At 69.1% G+C, this 20,360-nt stretch carries 23 protein-coding genes; 12 read left to right on the top strand and 11 right to left on the bottom strand.

From position 1 onward, the window contains the following. Positions 1 to 653 precede the first annotated feature (653 nt). Complete coding sequence (locus GL325_RS01430) at positions 654 to 893, bottom strand: hypothetical protein (RefSeq protein ID WP_154594903.1); 240 nt, start codon at positions 891 to 893, stop codon at positions 654 to 656. Between the two features lie 122 nt (positions 894 to 1,015). On the opposite strand from GL325_RS01430, the gene GL325_RS15860 reads away from it, so the two are divergent. Together GL325_RS15860 and GL325_RS01440 are read left to right on the top strand one after the other, a co-directional pair. Beyond that, complete coding sequence (locus tag GL325_RS15860) at positions 1,016 to 2,086, top strand: LuxR family transcriptional regulator (RefSeq protein ID WP_187768370.1); 1,071 nt, start codon at positions 1,016 to 1,018, stop codon at positions 2,084 to 2,086. A 511-nt stretch (positions 2,087 to 2,597) separates the two neighbouring features. Then, positions 2,598 to 3,050: a nitroreductase/quinone reductase family protein gene (locus GL325_RS01440; RefSeq protein ID WP_187768371.1), complete on the top strand. Its 453-nt coding sequence runs from the start codon at positions 2,598 to 2,600 to the stop codon at positions 3,048 to 3,050. Positions 3,051 to 3,137: 87 nt separating this feature from the next. Here the strand turns inward: GL325_RS01440 and GL325_RS01445 are convergent, their stop codons facing one another. Further along, a complete protein-coding gene (locus GL325_RS01445; RefSeq protein ID WP_222865745.1) occupies positions 3,138 to 3,428 on the bottom strand; it encodes a hypothetical protein in 291 nt (96 codons plus the stop codon). 593 nt (positions 3,429 to 4,021) lie between these two features. Between GL325_RS01445 and GL325_RS01450 the strand changes: the two genes are divergently transcribed. Then, entirely contained in the window at positions 4,022 to 6,052 is a 2,031-nt protein-coding gene (locus GL325_RS01450) for a DEAD/DEAH box helicase (protein WP_308209229.1), read from the top strand. 17 nt (positions 6,053 to 6,069) lie between these two features. Here the strand turns inward: GL325_RS01450 and GL325_RS01455 are convergent, their stop codons facing one another. Together GL325_RS01455 and GL325_RS01460 are read right to left on the bottom strand one after the other, a co-directional pair. Continuing rightward, on the bottom strand, positions 6,070 to 6,813 hold the full coding sequence (locus tag GL325_RS01455; protein ID WP_187768373.1) for a hypothetical protein: 744 nt from the start codon (positions 6,811 to 6,813) through the stop codon (positions 6,070 to 6,072). Positions 6,814 to 6,888: 75 nt separating this feature from the next. After that, positions 6,889 to 7,062, bottom strand: coding sequence for a hypothetical protein (locus tag GL325_RS01460; RefSeq protein WP_187769042.1), 174 nt, complete (start codon positions 7,060 to 7,062; stop codon positions 6,889 to 6,891). A gap of 211 nt (positions 7,063 to 7,273) precedes the next feature. On the opposite strand from GL325_RS01460, the gene GL325_RS01465 reads away from it, so the two are divergent. The 5 genes from GL325_RS01465 (at position 7,274) to GL325_RS01485 (ending at position 11,933) form a co-directional block, all read left to right on the top strand. After that, positions 7,274 to 8,464: an ABC transporter substrate-binding protein gene (locus tag GL325_RS01465; protein ID WP_154594909.1), complete on the top strand. Its 1,191-nt coding sequence runs from the start codon at positions 7,274 to 7,276 to the stop codon at positions 8,462 to 8,464. An 85-nt stretch (positions 8,465 to 8,549) separates the two neighbouring features. Next, positions 8,550 to 9,416 carry a branched-chain amino acid ABC transporter permease gene (locus GL325_RS01470; RefSeq protein ID WP_154594910.1) on the top strand — a complete coding sequence of 289 codons (867 nt, stop codon included), beginning with the start codon at positions 8,550 to 8,552 and terminating at the stop codon, positions 9,414 to 9,416. Next, positions 9,413 to 10,450 carry a branched-chain amino acid ABC transporter permease gene (locus GL325_RS01475; protein ID WP_154594911.1) on the top strand — a complete coding sequence of 346 codons (1,038 nt, stop codon included), beginning with the start codon at positions 9,413 to 9,415 and terminating at the stop codon, positions 10,448 to 10,450. Before GL325_RS01470 ends, GL325_RS01475 begins: the two co-directional genes overlap by 4 nt. Next, complete coding sequence (locus tag GL325_RS01480; protein ID WP_154594912.1) at positions 10,450 to 11,229, top strand: ABC transporter ATP-binding protein; 780 nt, start codon at positions 10,450 to 10,452, stop codon at positions 11,227 to 11,229. The genes GL325_RS01475 and GL325_RS01480 overlap by 1 nt, the downstream gene beginning before the upstream one ends. Continuing rightward, the gene (locus GL325_RS01485; protein WP_154594913.1) at positions 11,226 to 11,933 is read left to right on the top strand and encodes an ABC transporter ATP-binding protein; all 708 of its coding nucleotides are present in this window, start codon (positions 11,226 to 11,228) and stop codon (positions 11,931 to 11,933) included. The genes GL325_RS01480 and GL325_RS01485 overlap by 4 nt, the downstream gene beginning before the upstream one ends. A gap of 92 nt (positions 11,934 to 12,025) precedes the next feature. On the opposite strand, the gene GL325_RS01490 is transcribed toward GL325_RS01485, so the two are convergent. The 7 genes from GL325_RS01490 to GL325_RS01520 form a co-directional block, all read right to left on the bottom strand. Beyond that, complete coding sequence (locus tag GL325_RS01490) at positions 12,026 to 12,658, bottom strand: C40 family peptidase (protein ID WP_154594914.1); 633 nt, start codon at positions 12,656 to 12,658, stop codon at positions 12,026 to 12,028. A gap of 378 nt (positions 12,659 to 13,036) precedes the next feature. After that, a complete protein-coding gene (locus GL325_RS01495; protein WP_187768374.1) occupies positions 13,037 to 14,035 on the bottom strand; it encodes an epimerase in 999 nt (332 codons plus the stop codon). Between the two features lie 10 nt (positions 14,036 to 14,045). Beyond that, on the bottom strand, positions 14,046 to 14,579 hold the full coding sequence (locus GL325_RS01500) for a metallophosphoesterase (protein WP_187768375.1): 534 nt from the start codon (positions 14,577 to 14,579) through the stop codon (positions 14,046 to 14,048). Between the two features lie 21 nt (positions 14,580 to 14,600). Beyond that, positions 14,601 to 15,101: a macro domain-containing protein gene (locus GL325_RS01505; protein WP_187768376.1), complete on the bottom strand. Its 501-nt coding sequence runs from the start codon at positions 15,099 to 15,101 to the stop codon at positions 14,601 to 14,603. After that, positions 15,098 to 15,553 (bottom strand): hypothetical protein, encoded by a 456-nt coding sequence (locus GL325_RS01510; protein ID WP_187768377.1) that lies wholly within the window; start codon positions 15,551 to 15,553, stop codon positions 15,098 to 15,100. Before GL325_RS01510 ends, GL325_RS01505 begins: the two co-directional genes overlap by 4 nt. A gap of 13 nt (positions 15,554 to 15,566) precedes the next feature. Next, positions 15,567 to 16,961, bottom strand: coding sequence for a VWA domain-containing protein (locus tag GL325_RS01515; RefSeq protein WP_187768378.1), 1,395 nt, complete (start codon positions 16,959 to 16,961; stop codon positions 15,567 to 15,569). After that, on the bottom strand, positions 16,958 to 17,842 hold the full coding sequence (locus GL325_RS01520; protein WP_222865743.1) for a MoxR family ATPase: 885 nt from the start codon (positions 17,840 to 17,842) through the stop codon (positions 16,958 to 16,960). Before GL325_RS01520 ends, GL325_RS01515 begins: the two co-directional genes overlap by 4 nt. A gap of 86 nt (positions 17,843 to 17,928) precedes the next feature. Between GL325_RS01520 and GL325_RS01525 the strand changes: the two genes are divergently transcribed. The 4 genes from GL325_RS01525 (at position 17,929) to GL325_RS01540 (ending at position 20,354) form a co-directional block, all read left to right on the top strand. Next, positions 17,929 to 18,261 (top strand): SRPBCC family protein, encoded by a 333-nt coding sequence (locus tag GL325_RS01525; protein WP_223110945.1) that lies wholly within the window; start codon positions 17,929 to 17,931, stop codon positions 18,259 to 18,261. A 10-nt stretch (positions 18,262 to 18,271) separates the two neighbouring features. Further along, on the top strand, positions 18,272 to 19,561 hold the full coding sequence (locus GL325_RS01530) for a M20/M25/M40 family metallo-hydrolase (RefSeq protein WP_154594920.1): 1,290 nt from the start codon (positions 18,272 to 18,274) through the stop codon (positions 19,559 to 19,561). Positions 19,562 to 19,644: 83 nt separating this feature from the next. After that, positions 19,645 to 19,950: a hypothetical protein gene (locus GL325_RS01535; RefSeq protein ID WP_154594921.1), complete on the top strand. Its 306-nt coding sequence runs from the start codon at positions 19,645 to 19,647 to the stop codon at positions 19,948 to 19,950. Continuing rightward, complete coding sequence (locus GL325_RS01540; RefSeq protein ID WP_154594922.1) at positions 19,947 to 20,354, top strand: phage holin family protein; 408 nt, start codon at positions 19,947 to 19,949, stop codon at positions 20,352 to 20,354. Before GL325_RS01535 ends, GL325_RS01540 begins: the two co-directional genes overlap by 4 nt. Positions 20,355 to 20,360 lie beyond the last annotated feature (6 nt).

The raw sequence follows: 20,360 nt of genomic DNA on the forward strand, positions 1-20,360 counted from the left end.
CGGGTGGCAACTGGCCCGACGGCTGGGTCAAGGGCAGGGGTTCGTCCGCTCGCGCGACGACCACTACGTGCCACCGCCGTACTTCGCCGAGGTGGCCGAGGAGTACGTGCGACAGATTGTCGACCCGTCGCCGGGGCAGCGCAAGCGCTACCTGTCGCAGGTGAAGGTCTTGGCGCGCACCGAGATCCGCGGTACGCGGATCCTTCAACCGACGCATCGACGCGATCACAGAGAAGGACATCAAGGCCTGGCTGATCAGCTGGGACCGGTCCATCAAGACCAAGGCGAACTACCACGGCCTGCGACCCAAGCACGCCATTCGCGGGCAATCACCTCGGCAACCCCAAGACCCCGAAGTCACGCCGCGCCATCACCATCGCCCCGGCGCTGGTCGAGCTCCTACGACCCCTCGTGGAGGGCCGCCTCGCGGACGACATCGTGTTCACGTCCCCGACTGGACTCGCCATCCACGACTTCTACGAGCGCGTGTGGCAGCCCCTCAGTCTCGATCTGAAAGAGTCCGGCATCGCGCCGTTCCGCTTCCACGACTCGCGCCACACCCGCTACAACCGCAAGTTCGCCTGGCAGTCTCGTGCATCAGTGTCGCCCTCGTGTTGCCGCGGCCGTCACACGCCCTCGTGTTGCCCCGACCGTCACACGCCTGCGGCGGGCACGGATGCCGCCCGCAGACGTGGCCGTGCCACAGCGACGTACGCGATCGACCCGACGATTCCCAGGAAGACCATCAGAAGGACGTAGATCAACTGGCTCTGGCCGGCCACCTCCCAGCGTTCCCGAGGCACTCGGAGCGCCTCGAGCAAGATCACCAGCCACCAGACGAAGACGGCGACCATCACCGCGATTGCGAGAACCATGACCAATTGCTGACTCATAGCGCAAGTATGAGCACAACCGGGAGTCGGCCGGACGCGATTGGACTTCCGGGGGAATCCCAGTGTCTAACAGGTGTAACTTCTTGTCACGTTTCGTGTCGTCTCGGTGGGGGAGCGGTGCGGTGCCCGATCGCGTCACCCTCGCTCGCGCGATCGACGCGTGGTGCGCCGATGAATCAGCCGCGCACCCGTTTGCGACCCGGATCGCCATGGACCTGCTGGACGAGAAGGCGTGGGTGACGCTCGCCCGGCGAGCTGTCGACCATGCTCGGCAGGCCGGTGCGTTGGCGAGCCTGCCACGAGCGCTCGACCTGCTGGCCTGCCTGCGCCTGTGGCGGGGAGAGATGGACGGTGCGGCGGTCGCGACGGAGGAGTCGGCACACCTCGCCCACCGGATCGGCGCGGCCGCGCCCGCGTTGACGCCGACCCTGCTCCGGAGCTGGCAGGGATCCGGCGGTGACCACCCGGACTGTGACGATGTGGGCGCGACGCCCCTCGTGGACCTCGGCCGGTCCCTCGTCCACATCGCCTCGGGCCGGTACGAGCCGGCGCTGCGCGACGCGCAGCGGGCACTCGACGCCGACGAGCCGTTCGTCTCGTCGTGGGCCGCGCCACAGGTGGTCGAGGCGGCGGTGCGGCTCGGCCACCCCGAGCAGGCAGCGACGGCGATCGCGCTGATCCGCTCCATCGGCCGCGCGACCGGATCGGCCTGGGCCCTCGGGATCGAGCAGCGCTGTCTGGCCCTCCTCGCCGAGGACCACTCGACGGAGGAGCACTTCCGTGAGTCCGTGCGGCACCTGGAGCTGTCCGGCATGAGCCTGGACCTCGCCCGGACTCACTTGCTGTACGGGGAATGGTTGCGTCGGCAGACGCGGCGGGTGGATTCGCGGACACCGTTGCGACAAGCGCTCGAGGTGTTCGACGCGGCCGGTGCCACCGCGTTCGCGAAGCGAGCCTGGCTCGAGTTGCGCGCATCGGGTGAGCAGGCTCGCCGTCGAACGCCGAAGACGCTCGGCGCGCTCACCGAGCGTGAGTCCCAAGTCGTCGCGCTCGCCATCGAGGGGTACTCCAACCCCGCCATCGGGAAGCAGCTCTTCATCAGCTCCCGGACCGTCGAGTACCACCTGAACAAGGTGTTCTTGAAGGTGGGGATCACCTCCCGAGCGCAGCTTCGGGCGGCGTTGGAGCGCTGAGCCACACCTCCGGGCCCGTCGACGGTGGAGACGACCCAGATGGTCGGGAGAACGTCCCCGGCCGCGTCCCTGTCGCGGACGAGTACCGAGACAGGGACGCGGGCGTCACGGCCGCCGCGAGAGCTTCGAGACCGGGCATGTAGCCTCGGACATGCAAGACCCTCTCACTCTCGCCGGTGAGGGGGTTTTGTCTTTGTGGCGTGGGCTCAGTGTTGTCGCTCAGGCCCAGAGTCGCGTGGTGGCCTCCGGCCGGCGCGACGATCATCACGCCACGGCATGAACTCGTCGTCCCAGGATGTGCGGGGCCACGTCGCCGGGGCGGCAGTCTGACGGGCCTGCTCGACTACACCCCGAACGGCGGCGTCGAGCCGACGGACTTCCTCGTGGCCGCCGCGGTCGTCGCCGGTTGGCCCTCCGGTTCTGACAAACTGACCCGACGCGCGTCGCCGGGCGCTCGACGCCCGCCAAGGTCGCAGGCACGGTTCCGGAACACGAGGGTGGAGGTCGGTCGATGACCGAGAAGTCGGCACCAGGCCAGCGGCGCAAGCAGGCAGTCGTCAACGTGTTCCAGCGGTACGTGGCGAACCCGGTCGTGAGGCGGATCGCCGGCCGGATCCCGGGAGCACCCGTCCTGCTCGAGACCACGGGTCGCACGTCCGGACAGCCCCGCCGCAATCCGGTGGGTGGGCGACTGGTGGGCGACTCGTTCTGGTTGGTCTCCGAGCACGGTCTGCGTTCGCAGTACGTCAAGAACCTGGTGGCCGAGCCGAGGGTTCGGCTGCTGATGCGGGGACGGTGGCACACCGGCATCGCGCACGTGCTGCCGGACGACGATCCTCAGGCACGACTGCGCGCCCTTCCCCGCGGGAACAGCGCAGCCGTTCGCGCCCTGGGGACGAGTCTGCTGACGATCCGCCTGGACCTCGACCGTGACGGGGCCGTGGGCGGGTCACGTGTCAGCTGATCGTGCCGGAGGCGGTAGGGGCAGGGCGGCACCGCGAACATGCGATGCCGCCGCACTCCTCGTTGCGAATGGTGTTGCTGGGGCGGGTCAGTCGCCCGTCTTGGTGACCCCGAACATGAGCACGCGGCGGTCAATGTCGTAGAACACCTTGCTCGTGTTCGTCAGGATGTCCTGCAGGGCGTCGGCGTCCTCGGCGCTGACCGTGAGCACCTCTTCCCACGCGCCCTGGTCGAGCACGAGCTGCAGCGTCCAGACACCGGACCCGCCACCCTCGCCCGCGGTCCAGCTGAACTGGTAGTGCGTGAGCTGCCGTACGCGCAGGCTGTCGTCCGTCATCTGGACACCACCGTTGCCCTGGGTCTTCCTCGTTGAAGCCATGACCACTCCTCTGCATTGCGCCGCGGCGCCCCCGTGCGCCGAAGCTGGGACTGAGAGGTACCCATCGGCGAGCCACTCAGTCGACACCTGGGCCTGAGGCCCTGCATCCCCGGGCCACTGGATCCGCCGGATTTCGTCGTCGATCCTGCATCCGAGCGTGATCGACGGGACGAACGCGATGACGCTGTCATGCCATGGACGAGACCGCTCGTGTCCTGTGCGATCCGTGCGCCCTCGTCGGGGTAAACTCTGAGTGTCAGGACGTCGTCTCCACGCGCTCGCAGCAGAACTGCGCTGGAATGGGGACGGAAAAGAACACCAGTGAGTGTCGGCCGACCGCGGATCGCGTCGTCGGTCCTCATCTGGTCACCAGGTCCGCGGCTGCCCGCAGGGCGGCCACGCGTTCGTCGTCGGCGAAGTCGGCGAGCCCGGGCCTTGCAGGGTCCGAGTGCGCTGCCGTCTCGGTACGGAAAGAGCGCCAGTCAGAGGAGACGAGTTTGGCCAGACGAGGCCGCAGTCAGGGAAGCTCCACCGGGGCACGCCCGCGGAACCAGCGGGGTGGGCGCGCCACGGACAACGAGGGCATCATCCCGGTGCTCGCGCGCGCCGTGCGCGACGTCGAGGCGGGCGTCCAGCGCGGCCGGGCGACCCCGACGGTTCGAACGAAGTTCCAGACCGTCGCGTTGCTGGCGCGTGAGGAGCGCACGCGGGTCAAGACGGCCTCGATGGGCGAGTCCCAACGGGCCGAGCAGCTCAAGCGACTCGACGGCATCGGCACCATTCTGGCGAAGACCGCCACCCGCGACACCTCCTTGCTGTCCCTGCTCGCCGAGGACGCCGAGGTGTCCGACGCCTCCAAGGCCCTCAAGCGCGACATGCTGATCGCCGCGGGCCTCGAGTCCCCGGCCGAGCCCGAGGCGGAGGTCGACGAGGACCCCACGCCCGCGGCTCCCACGCGTCAGGTGGTTCCCCAGTCGGTCATCTCGCGCCGGTTGGCCGACCCGTTCCTCGCTCCGCAGTTCGAGACCCCCGAGACCCGCAAGCCCCAAGGGCGGCGGCTGGCCAGCTGGGAGCTCATCGGACCGCTGCTGTCGTCGTTCGAGCGGGCGTCCAGCAGCTCCCCGGCGTGCATGGCCCTGCCCGAGCCGATCTCCGTGCCCCTTCCCGAGGGTAAAGAGCTGATGCGCCACCAGGCGCAACTGGTGGCAGCCGCCGCGGAGGGGCACCGCACCTTCCTGCTGGCCGACGAGCCCGGCCTGGGCAAGACCGCCCAGGCGCTCCTGGCGGCGCAGGCCGCGGACGCCTATCCGCTGCTGGTCGTGGTCCCGAACGTCGTCAAGTCCAACTGGGCGCGTGAGGCGAACATGTGGACCCCGAAGCACAAGGCCACCGTGATCCAGGGCGACGGCCACACGATCGACGGATTCGCCGACATCGTCATCGTCAACTACGAGGTGCTCGACCGGCACGTCGGCTGGCTCGGCGACCTGGGCTTCCGCGGGATGGTCCTCGACGAGGCGCACTTCATCAAGAACAAGTCGTCCCAGCGCTCCCAGCACGTCCTCCAGCTGTCCGAGCGCATCCGTTCCCGGACCTCCCGGCCGCTGCTGATGGCGTTGACCGGCACCCCGTTGATCAACGAGATCGAGGACTTCCGGGCCATCTGGCAGTACCTGGGGTGGATCGACGAGAAGAAGCCGCGCGCCGAGCTGCTCCAGGCGCTCGAGGACACGGGCCTGACCCCGATCGACCCCGGGTTCTTCTCGGCCGCCCGCGCCCGCGTCATCGACATGGGCATCGTGCGCCGGCGCAAGGTCGACGTGGCCGCCGACATCCCCGCCCGCCGCATCGCCGACCTGCGGGTCGAGCTCGACGACGAGGCCGGACGCTCGATCCACGCGGCCGAGCGCGAGCTCCAGCAGCGGCTGGTCGCCCGTTACGAGGCGGCGCTCGAGACCCGTGCGCCCGGTGTGCCGGTCGAGGGCATCGACCACGACCTCGTGCGCCGGATCGCGGCGTGGGAGCGTGAGGAGTCCGCGAAGACGGAGGAGAACGTCTTCGCCATGATGCGGCGCATCGGCCAGGCGAAGGCGGGCCTCGCGGCCGACTACGCCGCTCAACTGGCCCACAGCGTCGGCAAGGTCGTCTTCTTCGCCAAGCACGTCGACGTCATGGACGTCGCCGAGCAGACCTTCGAGAAGCGGGGCATCCGGTACTCGTCGATCCGCGGCAACCAGACGCCGTCGGCGCGGCAGAAGAACATCGACGCCTTCGTCAACGATCCCGACGTCTCCGTCGTGGTCTGCTCGCTGTCTGCGGCCGGCGTGGGCGTCAACCTGCAGGTCGCCTCCGACATGGTGCTGGCCGAGCTGTCCTGGACCGACGCGGAGCAGACCCAGGCCATCGACCGGGTCCACCGCATCGGTCAGGAGGAGCCGGTGACGGCGTGGCGGATCATCGCCTCGCGCACGATCGAGAACCGGATCGTCGAGCTCATCGACAGCAAGGCCGGTCTCGCCGCCCGTGCGCTCGACGGCTCCGACGAGGAGATCGTCGAGTCGGCGGACATCCAGCTCGAGACCCTCGTCTCGATGCTCACCGACGCGTTGGCTGCGAGGTCCTGACTCTGGCGGGTCGGCCCTCACACGGTCAGTCGGTCGTCGGCCTCGGCGGTGGCATCGCGGCGGAACAGCTCGCCGATGAGCAGGACCAATCCGCCGAGAGCGAGCTGGCCGAGGTCGAACCCGCGGCCGTCGGCCGGTGACAGCAGCGGTCCGGGTCCGAATGCCTCGTACGAGTACCGGAGTTGGGTGGCGATGAACAGTCCCAGCGCCGCGTCGACGAGGCTCCCGGCGATCAACAGGCAGCCGAGGGCCCGTACGAGCGGTGCGGTGCGGCGCTCGGCCACAGGCCCGGCTGCGCCCGCGAGCAGGCGCCACAGCACGAGGAGCGCGGCACTGATGACCGCCAGACCGATCGCATCGCGCACCGCCGACGTCGCGACGAAGGCACTCGGCCGACCCGTGGAGGCGAGTTCCACCGCTCCCGTCAGGGTCGCCGATTCAGGGCGGACATCCGCGTCCTGCTCGCGCACCGGCCCACGCGCACCTGACCCGTCCGCGTCATGGACGAAGAACCTCAGGCACTCGCTCGGAGAAGTCTGGTCCCCGACGTCGGCCGACTGGCAGACGTCCGCGCCCCACGCGACGGGCAGCGACACCCGGTGCTCGAGGTGGAACGGGCCCCAGGCGAGGTCCACGGGGTGGGTCACCTTGCCTGCCGACGCGAGGATCCCGATGACGGCCACCGTCACCGCGGCCGCCGCCGCGAGAAGGCCGGCCGCGAGGGCGGCCCGTCCGCCGATGCGCAGTGCTCGTGTCGTCATGGGCTCGACATCCTGTCTCGTGCACCGAACGAGTGGTCGGTGATGCGCGAGCATGGCGCGTCGTGAAGCCCGGGGTCAAGACATCGCCGCTCGGAGGTATCGGCCGGTGACGCTGTCGGGGTTCTCTGCGACCTGCTCGGCGGTGCCGGTGGCGACGATCCGCCCGCCGTTCACGCCTCCTCCGGGGCCGAGGTCCACGGGCACCGTGACGTCGACGTCCTCGAGGTGGTGGACGCGGGCGCCGCGCACCGTGATGGCGTCCGGTCGTTCGCTCGCTGGTCGGTCCTTCCCGGCCCGTGGCTCACTTCAGCCTACGAGCCGGAATGGAGCTAGCAGATTCTGCGGTGGCCCATGGCGGAAAAAAACTGTGTTGTGGATCACTCTCGGATTGACGGAGTCCCACCGGGCACTTAAGTTGAGTTCACGTTCAGTATGAAGCAGATCACATGGGGGGACTGGAATGACTCATCGATTGTCACAGCGCACGTTCAGGACCGCGGCCGCGGTCGCCAGCGTCGGCATGCTCGCGGCCGTCGCCGCGTGCGGCGGCTCGAGCGACTCCGGTGACGGCACGATCGTCATCGGGTACTCGGCCGGACTCAGTGGAGGTGCCGCCGAGTACGGCGTGAACGTCCAGAACGGCCTGAAGATGGCCATCGACGAGGTCAACGAGGAAGGCGTCGAGATCGACGGCAAGAAGTACACCGTCAAGCTCGAGTCCCTCGACGACCAGTACCAGCCCGGCACGACCGGAACGAACGTCCAGCGCCTCGTCGAGAAGGAAGGCGCCTCGGTCGTCTTCGTTCCGCACGCCGGCGGCATCAAGGCCGCGCAGGAGCTGAACTCCGGCCGCACCGAGTTCCTCGTGGGCGCCTACTCGTCCGACCCGGCGATCCTCGAGAGCGGGAACGACCTCACGGTCATGATCCCCCCGAGCTTCGACAGTTACGTCCAGCCGTTCATCGACAAGGTCAAGACCAAGGAGAACGCCAAGCTCGGCCTGATGGCCACGGCCAGCGAGTTCGGCCAGGAGTGGACCAAGACGACGATCGAGAAGTGGGAGGCCTCCGGCGGCGAGGTCCTGCCGAAGAACAACATCGACTACGGCACCGTCTCGGACTTCGCCGGCCCGGTGGCCAAGACGCTCGCGGGCAAGCCCGACGTGATCCTCGTCGGCGGCCCTTCGCAGCCCACGGCGCTGCTCATCGAGGAGGCGCGCAAGCAGGGCTTCAAGGGCGCCTTCCTGATCATCGACCAGGCGAAGTTCGAGGAGCTCGAGGAGTTCACCGACCCGAAGAACCTCAACAACTCGGTCGGCATCATGCCGCTGCCGCTGTTCGAGGGCACCGAGAAGTTCATCGCCGACTACAAGGAGAAGTACTCCTCCGAGAAGCCGGTCAACGCCGACATCGCGCTGAACTACCAGGCGCTGCCCATCTTCATCGAGGCCATGAAGATCGCTGGTACGACCGACGACCCGAAGGCCATCCGTGAGGCGATGGGTGAGGCCGTCAAGTCGGTCGAGGGTGTCTTCTTCGTGCCGAACAAGGTCAGCGCGAAGGGCCACCTGCAGGCGGACGGCCTCCAGGCCGCCTACCGCAACGCGGACGGCGAGTACGAGCCCTTCGCGATCGAGCAGCCGCAGGAGTGAGCCAGCGGGGCCCCACCGTCCGTCCTCCGGGCGGCCGGGGCCCCGCCACGCCCTGATCCACCGACCTCCCATCAGAAGGTGACTGATGACCCTCTTCATCCAGCAGTTGGCCAACGGCCTGGCCCTGGGCGGGATCTACTGTCTCGCCGCCATCGGGCTGACGCTCGTGTTCGGCGTCCTGGGCTTCCCGAACCTGGCGCACGGCGCGCTGTACATGCTCGGCGCCTACCTCACATACTTCTTCCTCACCGACGCCGGCATGCCCTATGTCGTGGCGATCCTGGCCGCCGCAGCGGTCCTGGCCTTCCTCGGCGTCGTGCTCGAGCGACTCGTGTTCCACCCCTTGCGGAATGCGCCACACACCCATCACATGATCGCGACGGTGGGCGTGATGTTCTTCCTCGTCGCTCTCGTCCAGGAGGTCTGGGGCACCGGATTCCTGCGGATGCAGTCGCCGGTCGGCGGCCAGGTGAGCGTCCTGGGCGCCCAGGTCTCGTGGCAGCGCATCATCATCATCGTCACGGCGGTCGTCGTGCTGCTGCTCCTGACCTGGTTCCTCAAGCGCTCGCCGCACGGGCAGGCCATCGAGGCGATCGAGCAGGACCGCACGGGCGCCGCGCTCGTGGGCATCAACCCGAGCATGGTCTCGATGGTGACGTTCGCGGTCTCGTTGGCGCTGGTCGCCATCGCGGCCGGTCTGGTCGCCCCGATCAACCTGCTCTCGCCCGGCATGGGCGACGCCCTCGGCCTGACCGTGTTCGCCATCATCATCCTCGGCGGCCTGGGCTCGCTGCCCGGAGCGATCGTCGGTGGCTTCTCGATCGCGATCGCCGAGGTCATGGCCTCGACCTACATCTCCGTCGCGGCGGGGGAGGCGGCGATCTTCGTCATCCTCATCGCCGTCCTGGCGATCAAGCCCACGGGCATCTTCGGAACGGTGGCACAGCGATGATCGACCGACTCAACCCCCGCCTGCTCGGCGTCGCCCTCGTCGCGATCGCCCTGCTCCTCGCACCGGTCGTCTTCAGCGAGCAGCAGTACCTGCTGCGCGTGGTGACGACGGCCGCCATCTACGCCATCGCGGCCTACGGACTGAACATCATCCTGGGCCTCACGGGGCAGCTGTCCCTGGCCCACGGTGCCTTCTTCGGCGTGGGCGCCTACACGGTGGGCCTGCTGACGACCGACCGTGACTGGCCGTTCTGGTCGGCTTTCCTCGTCGCGATTCTCGCCACCACGGTGCTGGGCTACGTCTCGGGGCTCATCGCACTGCGGACGCAGGGTGCCTACTTCGCGATCTTCACGATGGCGCTGGGGTTCCTCATCTTCATCGTCATCGTGCGGTGGGAGTCGCTGACGCACGCGCACTCGGGCGTCAGCGGGGTGAAGTTCCCCGAGAACATCGGACCGATCGACTTCACGGAGCCGGCGACGATGTACTACTTCGTCCTGATCTTCCTGGCCGCCGCCGCGTACACGACCCATGCGCTGCTGCACTCCAACGCGGGACGGTCGCTCGTGGCCATCCGCACCTCGGAGGACCTGGCGAAGTCCATCGGCGTGAACGTCGCCGTCAGCAAGCAGCTGGCCTTCACCGCGTCGGCCACCATCGCCGGACTCGCCGGCGGCCTGTTCGCCTCGTTGAACGGCTTCATCGGCCCGGACTCGGCGGGCATCGACCGCACGTTCGAGATGTTGCTGTTCCTGCTCATCGGCGGCCTCGGCACGGTCATGGGGCCGCTGCTGGGCAGCCTCCTGGTCGCGTTCTTGTTCGAGATGCTGCAGGACCTGGAGACCTATCGCTTCATCGTGCTGGGACCGATCATCGTGCTGCTGGTCATCTTCGCCCCGCGCGGGATGATCGGGTACCTCAACGACCTGGTCCCCGCGCGCTTCAAACGCCGCGCCACCACGATGCCCGGCGAGCCGGCCACCGAGCCCGCCACCGTGCCGGCCGGCTCCACCACGAAGGACGAGGTGCACTGATGCTCCTGCAGGTACGCGGTCTCGGCAAGACGTTCGGCGGCATTGCTGCGGTCAAGGACGTGGACATCGATGTCCCGGAAGGTCAGATCACGGCGATCATCGGTCCGAACGGTGCGGGCAAGTCGACGCTGTTCAACCTCCTGGCGGGGTTCTACACGCCGACCTCCGGCACGGTGACGTTCGAGGGTAAGGACATCACCGGCATGAAGCCGCACCGCACGGTGCGCGAAGGCATCGCCCGGACGTTCCAGACGACGCAGCTGTTCGAGGACTCCACGGTGCTCGACAACGTGCTGGCCGGCTGCGTCGTCCGCTCGAAGTCCAATGCGCTCGACGCGGTCTTCCACACGCCTCGGCACCGGCGCGACGAGCGCGCGAGTCGGGCCAAGGCGATGGAGGAGCTCGAGTTCGTCGGGGCGGCGCACCTGTGTGACGAGGTGGCGTCGAAGCTTCCCCAGGAGGCGCAGAAGCGCGTGTCGATGGCACTCGCCCTGGCCACGGAGCCCCGATTGCTGCTGCTGGACGAGCCGGCAGCGGGCACCAACGACGAGGAGACCGAGGCCTTCGGCGACCTCATCCGCCAGATGGTGTCGCGTGGCATCACCGTGTGTCTCGTCGAGCACAAGATGTCGATGGTCATGAACCTGGCCGACCAGATCGTCGTGCTCGACCACGGGCAGCGCATCGCGACCGGGTCGCCCGAGCAGATCAAGAAGGACCCGCTCGTCATCGAGGCCTATCTCGGCGCCAACAACGACCAAGCAGGAGCGCGATCATGATCAAGATCAGCGGATTGAACGCAAGCTACGAGGCTGTCGACGTCCTCCACGGGATCGACATCACCGCCAACGACGGCGAGCTGACGGTCATCCTCGGTGCGAACGGGTCCGGGAAGTCGACGCTGTTCAAGGCGATGAGCGGCGTGCTCCGGCCGAACAGCGGCTCGGTCGAGTTCAACGGGGAGGACATCACGCGCAGCAGCCCGGCGGCGATCGTCAAGAAGGGCCTCGCGCACTGCCCCGAGGGACGCCACCTGTTCCCGCGGATGTCGGTCGAGAAGAACCTCATGCTGGGCGCCTACGTCCGGCGCGGCGACAAGTCCCGGGTCAAGACGCTGTTGGAGCGGTCGTACGACCTGTTCCCGGTCCTGCGTGAGAAGCGCAAGCAGGCGGCCGGGTCGTTGTCGGGCGGCCAGCAGCAGATGGTCGCGATCGGCCGCTCGTTGATGTCGGACCCGTCGATGCTGATCCTCGACGAGCCGTCGATGGGACTGGCGCCCCTGATCACCCAGCAGGTCTTCGAGACGATCGTCGAGATCAACAACGAGGGCATCGGCGTGCTGCTCGCGGAGCAGAACGCCAACTCGGCCCTGCAGATCGCCACCTCCGGCTACGTCCTGGCCGAGGGCCGGGTCGTGCTGTCGGGAAGCGCCAAGGAGCTCCAGAACGACGCGCGGGTGCAGCGGGCCTACCTCGGCGTCTGACCGCGGTCAGACGAGCAGGCATCAGCACTCGAAGAGACACCAAGGGCGAGCCACCGTGACGGTGGCTCGCCCTCGGCGACGAATGCGTCAGATCAGAGACGACGGACCTTGTACTTGCTGGTCCAGATCTTCTCCTTCTTGACCGACTTGCCCGGACGGGGCGAGTGCCAGATCTTGCCGTCACCGGCGTAGATCCCGATGTGGTAGACGCGCGAGCCGCTGTAGAAGCCGATCAGGTCGCCCTTCTTCTTGTTGCTCTTGGAGACCTTCTTGCCCTTCTTCATCTGGGCACCCGCAACGCGGGGGAGCTTCTTCTTGATCGCCTTCTTCACCACGTACTGGACGTAGCCGGAGCAGTCGAAGCCGCGAGGGCTGGTGCCGCCCCAGCGGTAGGGCGTGCCCTTGTACTTCGCGGCGTGGCGGACGATCTTCTTGCCGCGCGCGGCGGCGGCACGCTTCTTCGCGAGCGCCTTCTTCTTGGCGATGATGGCCCGCTTCTTCTTCAGCAGGCGCTTCTTCTTCGCGATGGCCGCACGCTTCTTCTTCTCGGCGGCCTTCTTCTTCGCTGCCAACTGCGCTGCAGTCGGTGCGGGAGCGGCGGTCGTGCTGGTCGTGCTGGTCGTGGTGGGCGTCGTGCTGCCCGAGGCATGGGCGGTTGCGGGAGCAACGACGCCGAGGACGGAAGCCGCCATCGTGGCAGCAAGGATTCGTGCGACGTGTCGCATGGGAGTCTCCTTCAACGCCTACGGAGAGAGACCTGTCGGGCTGGCAGTGAAGGTGTGCCCCACGCGTGGTGGTTAGCCCCAAGTCGCGCTGTCGCGACGGAATGCTGGTTTCCCCGGCTCGCCGATTGTGTTCGTCTTGACTGGTCCCGTGAACCTCGGCGAGTTCAGCGTGTTCACGGCCTGGCCCCTTGTGGCCACAGCGAATCTACGTCGGAAATTCAGGCGATCACGAACCCACGGTGTAGGGAGCCGTCCGACTCGAGCCGGCGATCGCACTGCGGTTCCAGTGAATATCCGTTAACCGGAGAAATCCCTCCTCGTGAGATATCTCACGGGATCCACGCGGTCGTAGCGCCCCGAAAGGCCTGCGATGGCGGGCTACACGGCCCGTGCGGGCTGACTTCTCCGGCTTCGCACCGCATCGTCCAGTGCAGGTCCCAGCTCGGGCCAGGCGAAGTCGAAACCTGCCGCTTCGAGCCGCTCGGGCAGCACCCAGCGGCTCTTGAGCAACAGCTCCGACTCGTTGCGCAGCACCCACAGGGCGGGTTCGAGCATCCAGCGGGGGGCGGGCAGGCCGAGTGGCATCCGCACGACCCGGCGCAACTCGGCCATGAGGGTGCGGTTGTCGCTGGGCCGGGGCGACGAGAGGTTGACCGGGCCGTCGATCCCGGGGTGCTCATCGATGTACCGCGTGGCGGCGAGCACGTCGTCGATGTGGATCCACGAGAACTTCTGGCGACCGCGCGAGTGGTGGATCGGAACGGGACCGGCGGAGGGACGGTCGCCGATCCCGCGGTAGCGGCGGTGCTGGCGCCACCACCCGTCGTACTGCGGGCCGCCCAGTCCGAGCCGCGCCACGCGGGCCAGCAGGTCGGACGCCGGCCCGCCGAGCACGATCGCCATCCGCAGGGCGACGCGGCGGGTGCCCGGCAGGTCGCCGGCGAAGAACTCGTCCTCCCACGCCCGCGCCACGTCCACCGAGAAGCCGGAGCCCAGCTCGCCGTCGGACTCGGTCTGCGGACGGTCCAGGGCGTAGCGGTAGATCGTCGCCGTGCTGGCGTTCATCCAGAGCCGTGGCGGGTGGCCCGCCTGCTCGATGGCCTCGCGCAGCTGACGCGTGGTCGCCACGCGGGACCGCAGGATCTCGTCGCGGTTGGCGTCGGTGTACCGGCAGCCGACGCTCTTGCCCGCCAGGTTGACGACGAGGTCGGCTCCGTCGACCGCGCGACGGAGGGAGGAGGGGTCCGACCAGGTCGCGTCCGGTCCCGCGCGGCCGACTCGTACGACCTCGTAGTCCCGTGACCGGAGGTCGTCGACCAGCCGGTGTCCGATGAATCCGTTCCACCCCGCGACGACGGCCCTCGGACGCTCAGTCATGTGCCGGACCCTAGCGGGAGCCAGACCTTGGCGCCGGGGTTCGGGGCGGGAGTCGGTGCAGCGTCACGTCCCGCAGGGCACCCGCATCGGCAATCGCCGTCAGGTAGGTGCAGAACGGCTGACGGCGGCGGTCGGTGGGGGAGCCGGGGTTCAGCAGCCGCAGGCCGCTCTCGGCCGTCGTGTCCCACGGGATGTGGCTGTGCCCGAACACGAGGACGTCGACGTCGCCGTACTCGACGCTGCACCGGTCCTCGCGGCCCTTCGCCGGGCCCGTCTCGTGCACGACGGCGAACCGGACGCCGTCGATCTCGGCGCGGGCGACCAGCGGCAGCCGCTCGCGCAGCTCGCCGTGGTCGTTGTTCCCGTACACCGCGACGAGGCGTCGCGAGCGCTGCTCGAGGTCGTTCAGGTGGTCGACCGACACCCAGTCGCCGGCGTGGATCACCACGTCAGCGGCGTCCACCTCGTCCCACACCTGCTCCGGGAGGTCTTTCGCCCGCTTGGGCAGATGGGTGTCCGCGAGGATCAGCAGCCGAGATGCCATGGGGACAGTCAACCGCGCCCGTCAGCGCAGCGCCGACTCGATCTCGGCGCGGGCCGCCGCGTCGTAGCCCACGAGCAGCACGCGCTCGACCGAGGTCGCTGTGCCGTGGACCGCACGGACGGCGGCAGCCACGGATTCGGCCTTCGACCAGCCGTAGACGCCGGCCCCGATCAGCGGGAACGCCACCTCGCGCGCACCGAGCTCGTCGGCGACCTCGAGGGACCGGCGGTAGCAGGACTCGAGCAGATCGGGGTCCGTCTGGCCCGCGTGGCGGTTCGGTCCGACCGTGTGGATGATCCATCGGGCCGGGAGGTCGCCGGCGGTCGTCCAGCCCGCGTCGCCCGTGGCCAGCCCGTCGGGGAACCGAGCGATGCAGTCGGCCAGGACGGCGGGACCGCCGGCCGCATGGATCGCCCCGTCGACGCCACCGCCGCCGCGCATCGCGTTGTTCGCGGCGTTGACGATGGCATCGACCTCGAGGGTCGTGATGTCGGCCTGGACGGCGCTGATCGTGGCGCTCACTCGGGCCTCGTGATCCAGGCCTGGGCGCCGGGAGCAAAGGACTCGATCGTCACCGCACCGAACTCGCCGAGCCGGAAGACGATGGGCTCGCCGGTGTCCACGCCCTCGGGCACCGGGAACGTCGACGTGGTGGGGACGTAGTCCATGGTGGCGGCGCGGCCCGGGACGGCGCCGACGTCGACCGTGACGGTCTGGCCCTCGGCGCTGACGTCCCGGACGACCGCGGGGTTGGAGCTGCTGCCGTACGTGACCACGTGGATCTGGCCGCCCTCGCCCACGACGACCCCGGCGGGGGTGTCGATGCTCTCCTTGACGCCCGCGGGCACGCCACGCGACGGGGCGGGCGTGATCGTGGGCGTCGTCGGAGCGTCGGGCGCCTCCTCGGAGCCGCCACAGGCGGCCAGGACGAGGGCGACTGCGGCCACCACCGCGAGACGGATCAGGGTGCGCATCGCGCTCCTTCGCTCAGACAGGCAGCAATCGTGTCACGAAGTGGGTCAGCTGATCGACGTTGGCGCACTCGTACATCGGCACGACCTCGGCGTACGCCAGCGCCTCGGAGTCGCCCAGCCCCCACCGGGTGTGGTGCTCGGGGTTGAGCCAGTACGTCCGCCGGGACCGCATCGCGATCTCGTGGAGCGCGTCGAACCGCGGGTTCTGGTTGTTGTTGCGGGCGTCGCCGAGGATCAGCACGGCGGTCCGGGGTCCGACCGCGTCGAGGAAGAACTCGCGGAAGTCCAGCAGCGCCTCGCCGTAGTCGCTGCTGGTGTGCCACTTCGTGATCCGGGCCTCGGCACGAATGCGCGTCTCGATGTCCGCGCCGCCGGAGACGGCGCCGTCGCGCACGATGTCGGTGACCTCGGCCATCGCGTTGACGAAGGCGAAGACCCGCACCTTGCTGAACTGGGCGCTGAGGGCCTGGGTGAGCAGCATCGTGAAGTTGGAGAACCCGGCCACGGACCCCGAGACGTCGCACAGCAGGACGAGCTCGGGGCGGTTCGGTCGCGGCTTCTCGTAGACGGGCCGCATCGGCACGCCGCCGGTGCCCATGGCGCGTCGCAGGGTGCGCCGCATGTCGATCTTGCCGCGGCGCCGGCGTCGGCGGCGGGCCGAGAGGCGGGTCGCCAGCACGCGGGCGAGCGGCTTCACCGACCGGCGCAGCTCCTCCAGCTGCTGGCGGTTGGCGCTGAGGAAATCGACGTGCTCACGCGACGACCGCACGGCGTGCCGGGCCACGAGCTCACGACCACGCAGCTCGGCCGACCGGCGGCGGGCCTCGGCCTGGACCATCTCGCGGAACGCCTCGACGCCCTGGCGCACCTCGTCGCGGGCCAGCCGGTCGGTGAACTGGGTGCCCAGTCCCTGGCCGCCCTGACCGCTGCCGCCGCCGGGGCGCATGGCCAGGGCCGCGGCGATCAGCGTCTGGGGCTGGAGGCGGTCGATGGTCTGGTAGGCGGACCAGCCGGCGGTCTCGCTGCCGGGCTGTCCCACCTCGCCCAGCACGTCCACCGCGATCTCGGCGATCTGGGCCAGCGTGCGCGGGTCGCGGTCCATCAGGGCCATGAGCAGCAGCTCGCGGATCTGCTCGACGTCCATGTCCTCGCCGGCGTCGCGGGCGGCCTCGGGGCGGCCGACGCCGACCGGGAAGAACAGGTCGAAGGTCTGGTCGAACACGTCGCGCTGGCCGCCGCGGCGCACGAGCGCCGCGGCCAGGCCCTCGCGCAGCAGCTCACGGTCGTCGAGACCCAGGACGCGCATCACGTCCGCGGCGTCGATCGTCTCGCTCGGACCGGCGTTGACGCCCTTGGTGCGCAGCGCCTCGACGAACTCGACCAGCCGGGTCGCGACCTGGGCGCTCATGACAGGACGGCGTCCAGATCCAGCTTCGTGCGCGCCTTGTCGATGTCGTCCTGGTGCTTCAGCACGACACCGAGGCTCTCGGAGACGACCTCGGAGGTGAGCGCGTCGGCGCCCAGCGCCACGAGGGTGCGGGCCCAGTCGAGCGTCTCGGACACCGAGGGGGCCTTGCGCAGCGGCATGGCACGCAGGGCGTTGACCACGCGGATGACCGAGTCGACCAGTGCCTGGTCGAGGTCGGGCACCTTCATGGCGACGATGTCGCGCTCGAGCTCGGCGTCGGGGAACTCGATGTGCAGGAACAGGCAGCGGCGGCGCAACGCCTCGGACAGCTCGCGGGTCGCGTTCGAGGTCAGCACGACGAAAGGCCGTTGGGTGGCCGTCACCGTGCCCAGCTCGGGGATCGTGATCTGGAAGTCGCCGAGCACCTCGAGCAGCAGGCCCTCGATCTCGACGTCGGCCTTGTCGGTCTCGTCGATCAGCAGCACGGTGGGGCCGTCGTTGCGGATCGCCGACAGCAGCGGGCGGGGGAGCAGGAACTCCTCGGAGAAGATGTCCGACTTCGCCTCGCTCCACGTCTCGTCCTGGCCGGCCGAGATCCGCAGCAGCTGCTTGGCGTGGTTCCACTCGTAGATCGCGCGGGACTCGTCGACGCCCTCGTAGCACTGCAGGCGCACCAGCTCGGCGCTGCACGCCTGGGCGATGGCCCGCGAGAGCTCGGTCTTGCCGACCCCGGCGGGGCCCTCGACGAGCAGCGGCTTGCCCAGCTCGCTGGCGAGGAACACCGTCGTGGCGACGGCGTCCGACGCGAGATAGCCGGCTGTGGCGAGGCGGGCCTTGACGTCGGCGACCGACGTGAACGGCATCGTGCCCTTGTTGAACATGGATTCAAGTCTACGCTGACAGTATGGCGGCGATGACTCGGGTGAGGCGTAGATCACAGTTGGCTGCTCCTGCAGCCTTCGCCCGCGTGACGGACTGGGAGCAGCATCGGGTGCCCCTCACGACGATCACGGCCACCTCCGACGGGTTCACGGCCCGGACCGGCCTCGGCCCGTTGGGGTTCGACGACCCGATGGAGGTCACGCACTGGGACCCGCCGAGCCGCGTCCATCTGGTGAAGCGGGGACGGGTCGTCCGGGGGAGCGCCACGATCACGGTCGAGCCTGACGGGCCCGGGTCGATCGTCACGTGGGACGAAGAGGTCTCGGTGATCGGCGTCCCGGGGTTCCTCGACCCGGTCGTGCGGCGGCTCCTCGGACTCATGGTCTCGTCCGTGCTGAGCCGTCTGCTCCGTGGCTAGGGTGGGTGGCATGTCCGCTGCCGAGACCGAGGTCGTCGACCTCTGCCGTGACCTGATCCGGATCGACACGTCCAACTTCGGCGACTCGTCCGGCCCGGGTGAGCGCGCCGCGGCGGAGTACGTCGCCGCCAGCCTGGCCGAGGTCGGCATCGAGTCCACGATCCTCGAGTCCGAGCGAGGCCGCGCCAGCGTGGTCGCTCGCTGGGGCGACCAGACCTCCACCCGCCCGGGACTGGTCGTGCACGGACACCTGGACGTGGTGCCGGCCCAGGCGGCCGACTGGTCGGTCGACCCGTTCGCCGCCGAGATCGTCGACGACTACGTCGTGGGCCGCGGCGCCGTGGACATGAAGGACTTCGACGCGATCATGCTCGCCGTCGTGCGCGACCGGCAGCGGACCGGCCGGATCCCCGACCGCCCGATCCTGTTGGTCTTCACGGCCGACGAGGAGGCCGGAGGTCAGCTCGGCGCGCACTGGCTCGTCGCCGAGCATCCCGAGTGGTTCGAGGGCTGCACCGAGGCGGTCGGCGAGGTCGGCGGCTTCTCGACGCAGGTCGCGGGACAGCGCCTCTACCTGATCGAGTCGGGTGAGAAGGGCATCGCGTGGCTGCGGCTCAAGGCGGCCGGAACCGCGGGCCACGGCTCGATGCGCAACCCGGACAACGCCGTCACCCACCTGGCGCGCGCACTGGTCAACCTCGGCGAGCACGAGTGGCCGTCCGAGCCGGGCCCCTCCATGCGGATCCTGCTGGACAAGGTGCGCGAGCTGACCGGCGCCGAGGGCACGCCCGACGAGCTCTTCGAGCACTTCGGGCCGGCGGCCCGGATGATCGGCTCGGGCCTGCGCAACTCGACCAACGCGACGATGGTCCAGGGCGGCTACAAGCACAACGTCGTGCCCGGCGAGGCCGTCGCGTACGTGGACGGCCGTCCGCTGCCCGGGCACGACGACGGCTTCGTCGACCGCGTGCAGCAGATCGCGGGAGACACCGTCACGGTCGAGCCGTACCACCTCGACATCCCGCTGGAGTACCCGTTCGAGGGAGACCTCGTCGACGCGATGACCGTCTCGCTGCTCAAGCACGACCCGCAGGCCCACGTGGCGCCGTTCCTCATGTCCGCGGGGACCGACGCCAAGGCGTGGCACAAGCTGGGGATGAGGTCGTACGGGTTCGTGCCGCTGCGGCTGCCGGCCGACCTGGACTTCACCGCACTGTTCCACGGCGTCGACGAGCGCGTCCCGATCGACGCGCTCCAGTTCGGCTGCCGGGTCTTCGACGAATTCCTCGATCTGGCCTGAGAGGCGCATACCCGGTCGACACCTGGGTACCCCCTCGGCACAGACCGTCATTCGGGCGGTCGCGAGACACACAGGGGATCACCATGGCCGGAAAGTTGAAGTTCCTCGTCGGACTCGGCGCGGGTTACGTCCTCGGGGCCCGTTCGGGTCGCGAGCGCTACGACCAGATCGTCGAGAAGGCCCAGAGCCTCTGGAAGAACCCGAAGGTCCAGGACGCGACGCACAAGGTCCAGGACGTGGCCCAGGAGCACGTGCCCGGTGCGAGCAAGTCCAGCACCGATTCGAGCAGCTCGAGCACCGGCTCGACCGGCACCAGCACCGGCTCGACCGGCACCAGCACGGGCTCGACCGAATTCGGCACCCGTTCCACGGGAGTCTCCGGGCAATGAGCCAAGAGCAGTCGGATCACTCGTCGGCCACCACCGGTGAGCTCATCTCCAAGCTGACAACCGAGATGAAGACGCTCGTCCGTGACGAGATGCGGCTCGCGCAAGCCGAGGTGACCGGGCGGGCCAAGAAGGCAGGCATCGGGGCCGGCTTCATCGGCGTGGGCGGCTTGCTCGCGCTGTATGGGGTCGGTGTCCTGCTCGCCGCCATCATCCTGGCTCTGGCGCTGGTCATGGACGCGTGGTTGGCGGCGCTCATCGTCGCGGTCGTCCTGCTGGTCATCGCCGGCATCGCGGCCCTGCTGGGCAAGAGCCGGGTGCAGGAAGCCGGTCCGCCGGTTCCCACTGGCACGATGGACAGCGTCAAGGCCGACGTGGACGCCGTCCGACATGCCCGAGACCACTGATCCCGA

Origin of the sequence: Aeromicrobium sp. 636 (assembly GCF_024433585.1) — a bacterium.
GTDB classification, from domain to species: Bacteria; Actinomycetota; Actinomycetes; order Propionibacteriales; family Nocardioidaceae; genus Aeromicrobium; species Aeromicrobium senzhongii.

Bases quoted from the DNA above. Each gene is read 5' to 3' on its own strand.
- GL325_RS01520 (WP_222865743.1), bottom strand. From the start codon at position 17,842: ATGTTCAACAAGGGCACGATGCCGTTCACGTCGGTCGCCGACGTCAAG.
- GL325_RS01455 (WP_187768373.1), bottom strand. From the start codon at position 6,813: ATGACGACACGAGCACTGCGCATCGGCGGACGGGCCGCCCTCGCGGCC.
- GL325_RS01510 (WP_187768377.1), bottom strand. From the start codon at position 15,553: ATGCGCACCCTGATCCGTCTCGCGGTGGTGGCCGCAGTCGCCCTCGTC.
- GL325_RS01480 (WP_154594912.1), top strand. From the start codon at position 10,450: ATGCTCCTGCAGGTACGCGGTCTCGGCAAGACGTTCGGCGGCATTGCT.
- GL325_RS01500 (WP_187768375.1), bottom strand. From the start codon at position 14,579: ATGGCATCTCGGCTGCTGATCCTCGCGGACACCCATCTGCCCAAGCGG.
- GL325_RS01430 (WP_154594903.1), bottom strand. From the start codon at position 893: ATGAGTCAGCAATTGGTCATGGTTCTCGCAATCGCGGTGATGGTCGCC.
- GL325_RS01445 (WP_222865745.1), bottom strand. From the start codon at position 3,428: ATGGCTTCAACGAGGAAGACCCAGGGCAACGGTGGTGTCCAGATGACG.
- GL325_RS01535 (WP_154594921.1), top strand. From the start codon at position 19,645: ATGGCCGGAAAGTTGAAGTTCCTCGTCGGACTCGGCGCGGGTTACGTC.
- GL325_RS01440 (WP_187768371.1), top strand. From the start codon at position 2,598: ATGACCGAGAAGTCGGCACCAGGCCAGCGGCGCAAGCAGGCAGTCGTC.
- GL325_RS01495 (WP_187768374.1), bottom strand. From the start codon at position 14,035: ATGACTGAGCGTCCGAGGGCCGTCGTCGCGGGGTGGAACGGATTCATC.
- GL325_RS01465 (WP_154594909.1), top strand. From the start codon at position 7,274: ATGACTCATCGATTGTCACAGCGCACGTTCAGGACCGCGGCCGCGGTC.
- GL325_RS01475 (WP_154594911.1), top strand. From the start codon at position 9,413: ATGATCGACCGACTCAACCCCCGCCTGCTCGGCGTCGCCCTCGTCGCG.
- GL325_RS01490 (WP_154594914.1), bottom strand. From the start codon at position 12,658: ATGCGACACGTCGCACGAATCCTTGCTGCCACGATGGCGGCTTCCGTC.
- GL325_RS01485 (WP_154594913.1), top strand. From the start codon at position 11,226: ATGATCAAGATCAGCGGATTGAACGCAAGCTACGAGGCTGTCGACGTC.
- GL325_RS01515 (WP_187768378.1), bottom strand. From the start codon at position 16,961: ATGAGCGCCCAGGTCGCGACCCGGCTGGTCGAGTTCGTCGAGGCGCTG.
- GL325_RS01530 (WP_154594920.1), top strand. From the start codon at position 18,272: ATGTCCGCTGCCGAGACCGAGGTCGTCGACCTCTGCCGTGACCTGATC.
- GL325_RS01470 (WP_154594910.1), top strand. From the start codon at position 8,550: ATGACCCTCTTCATCCAGCAGTTGGCCAACGGCCTGGCCCTGGGCGGG.
- GL325_RS01540 (WP_154594922.1), top strand. From the start codon at position 19,947: ATGAGCCAAGAGCAGTCGGATCACTCGTCGGCCACCACCGGTGAGCTC.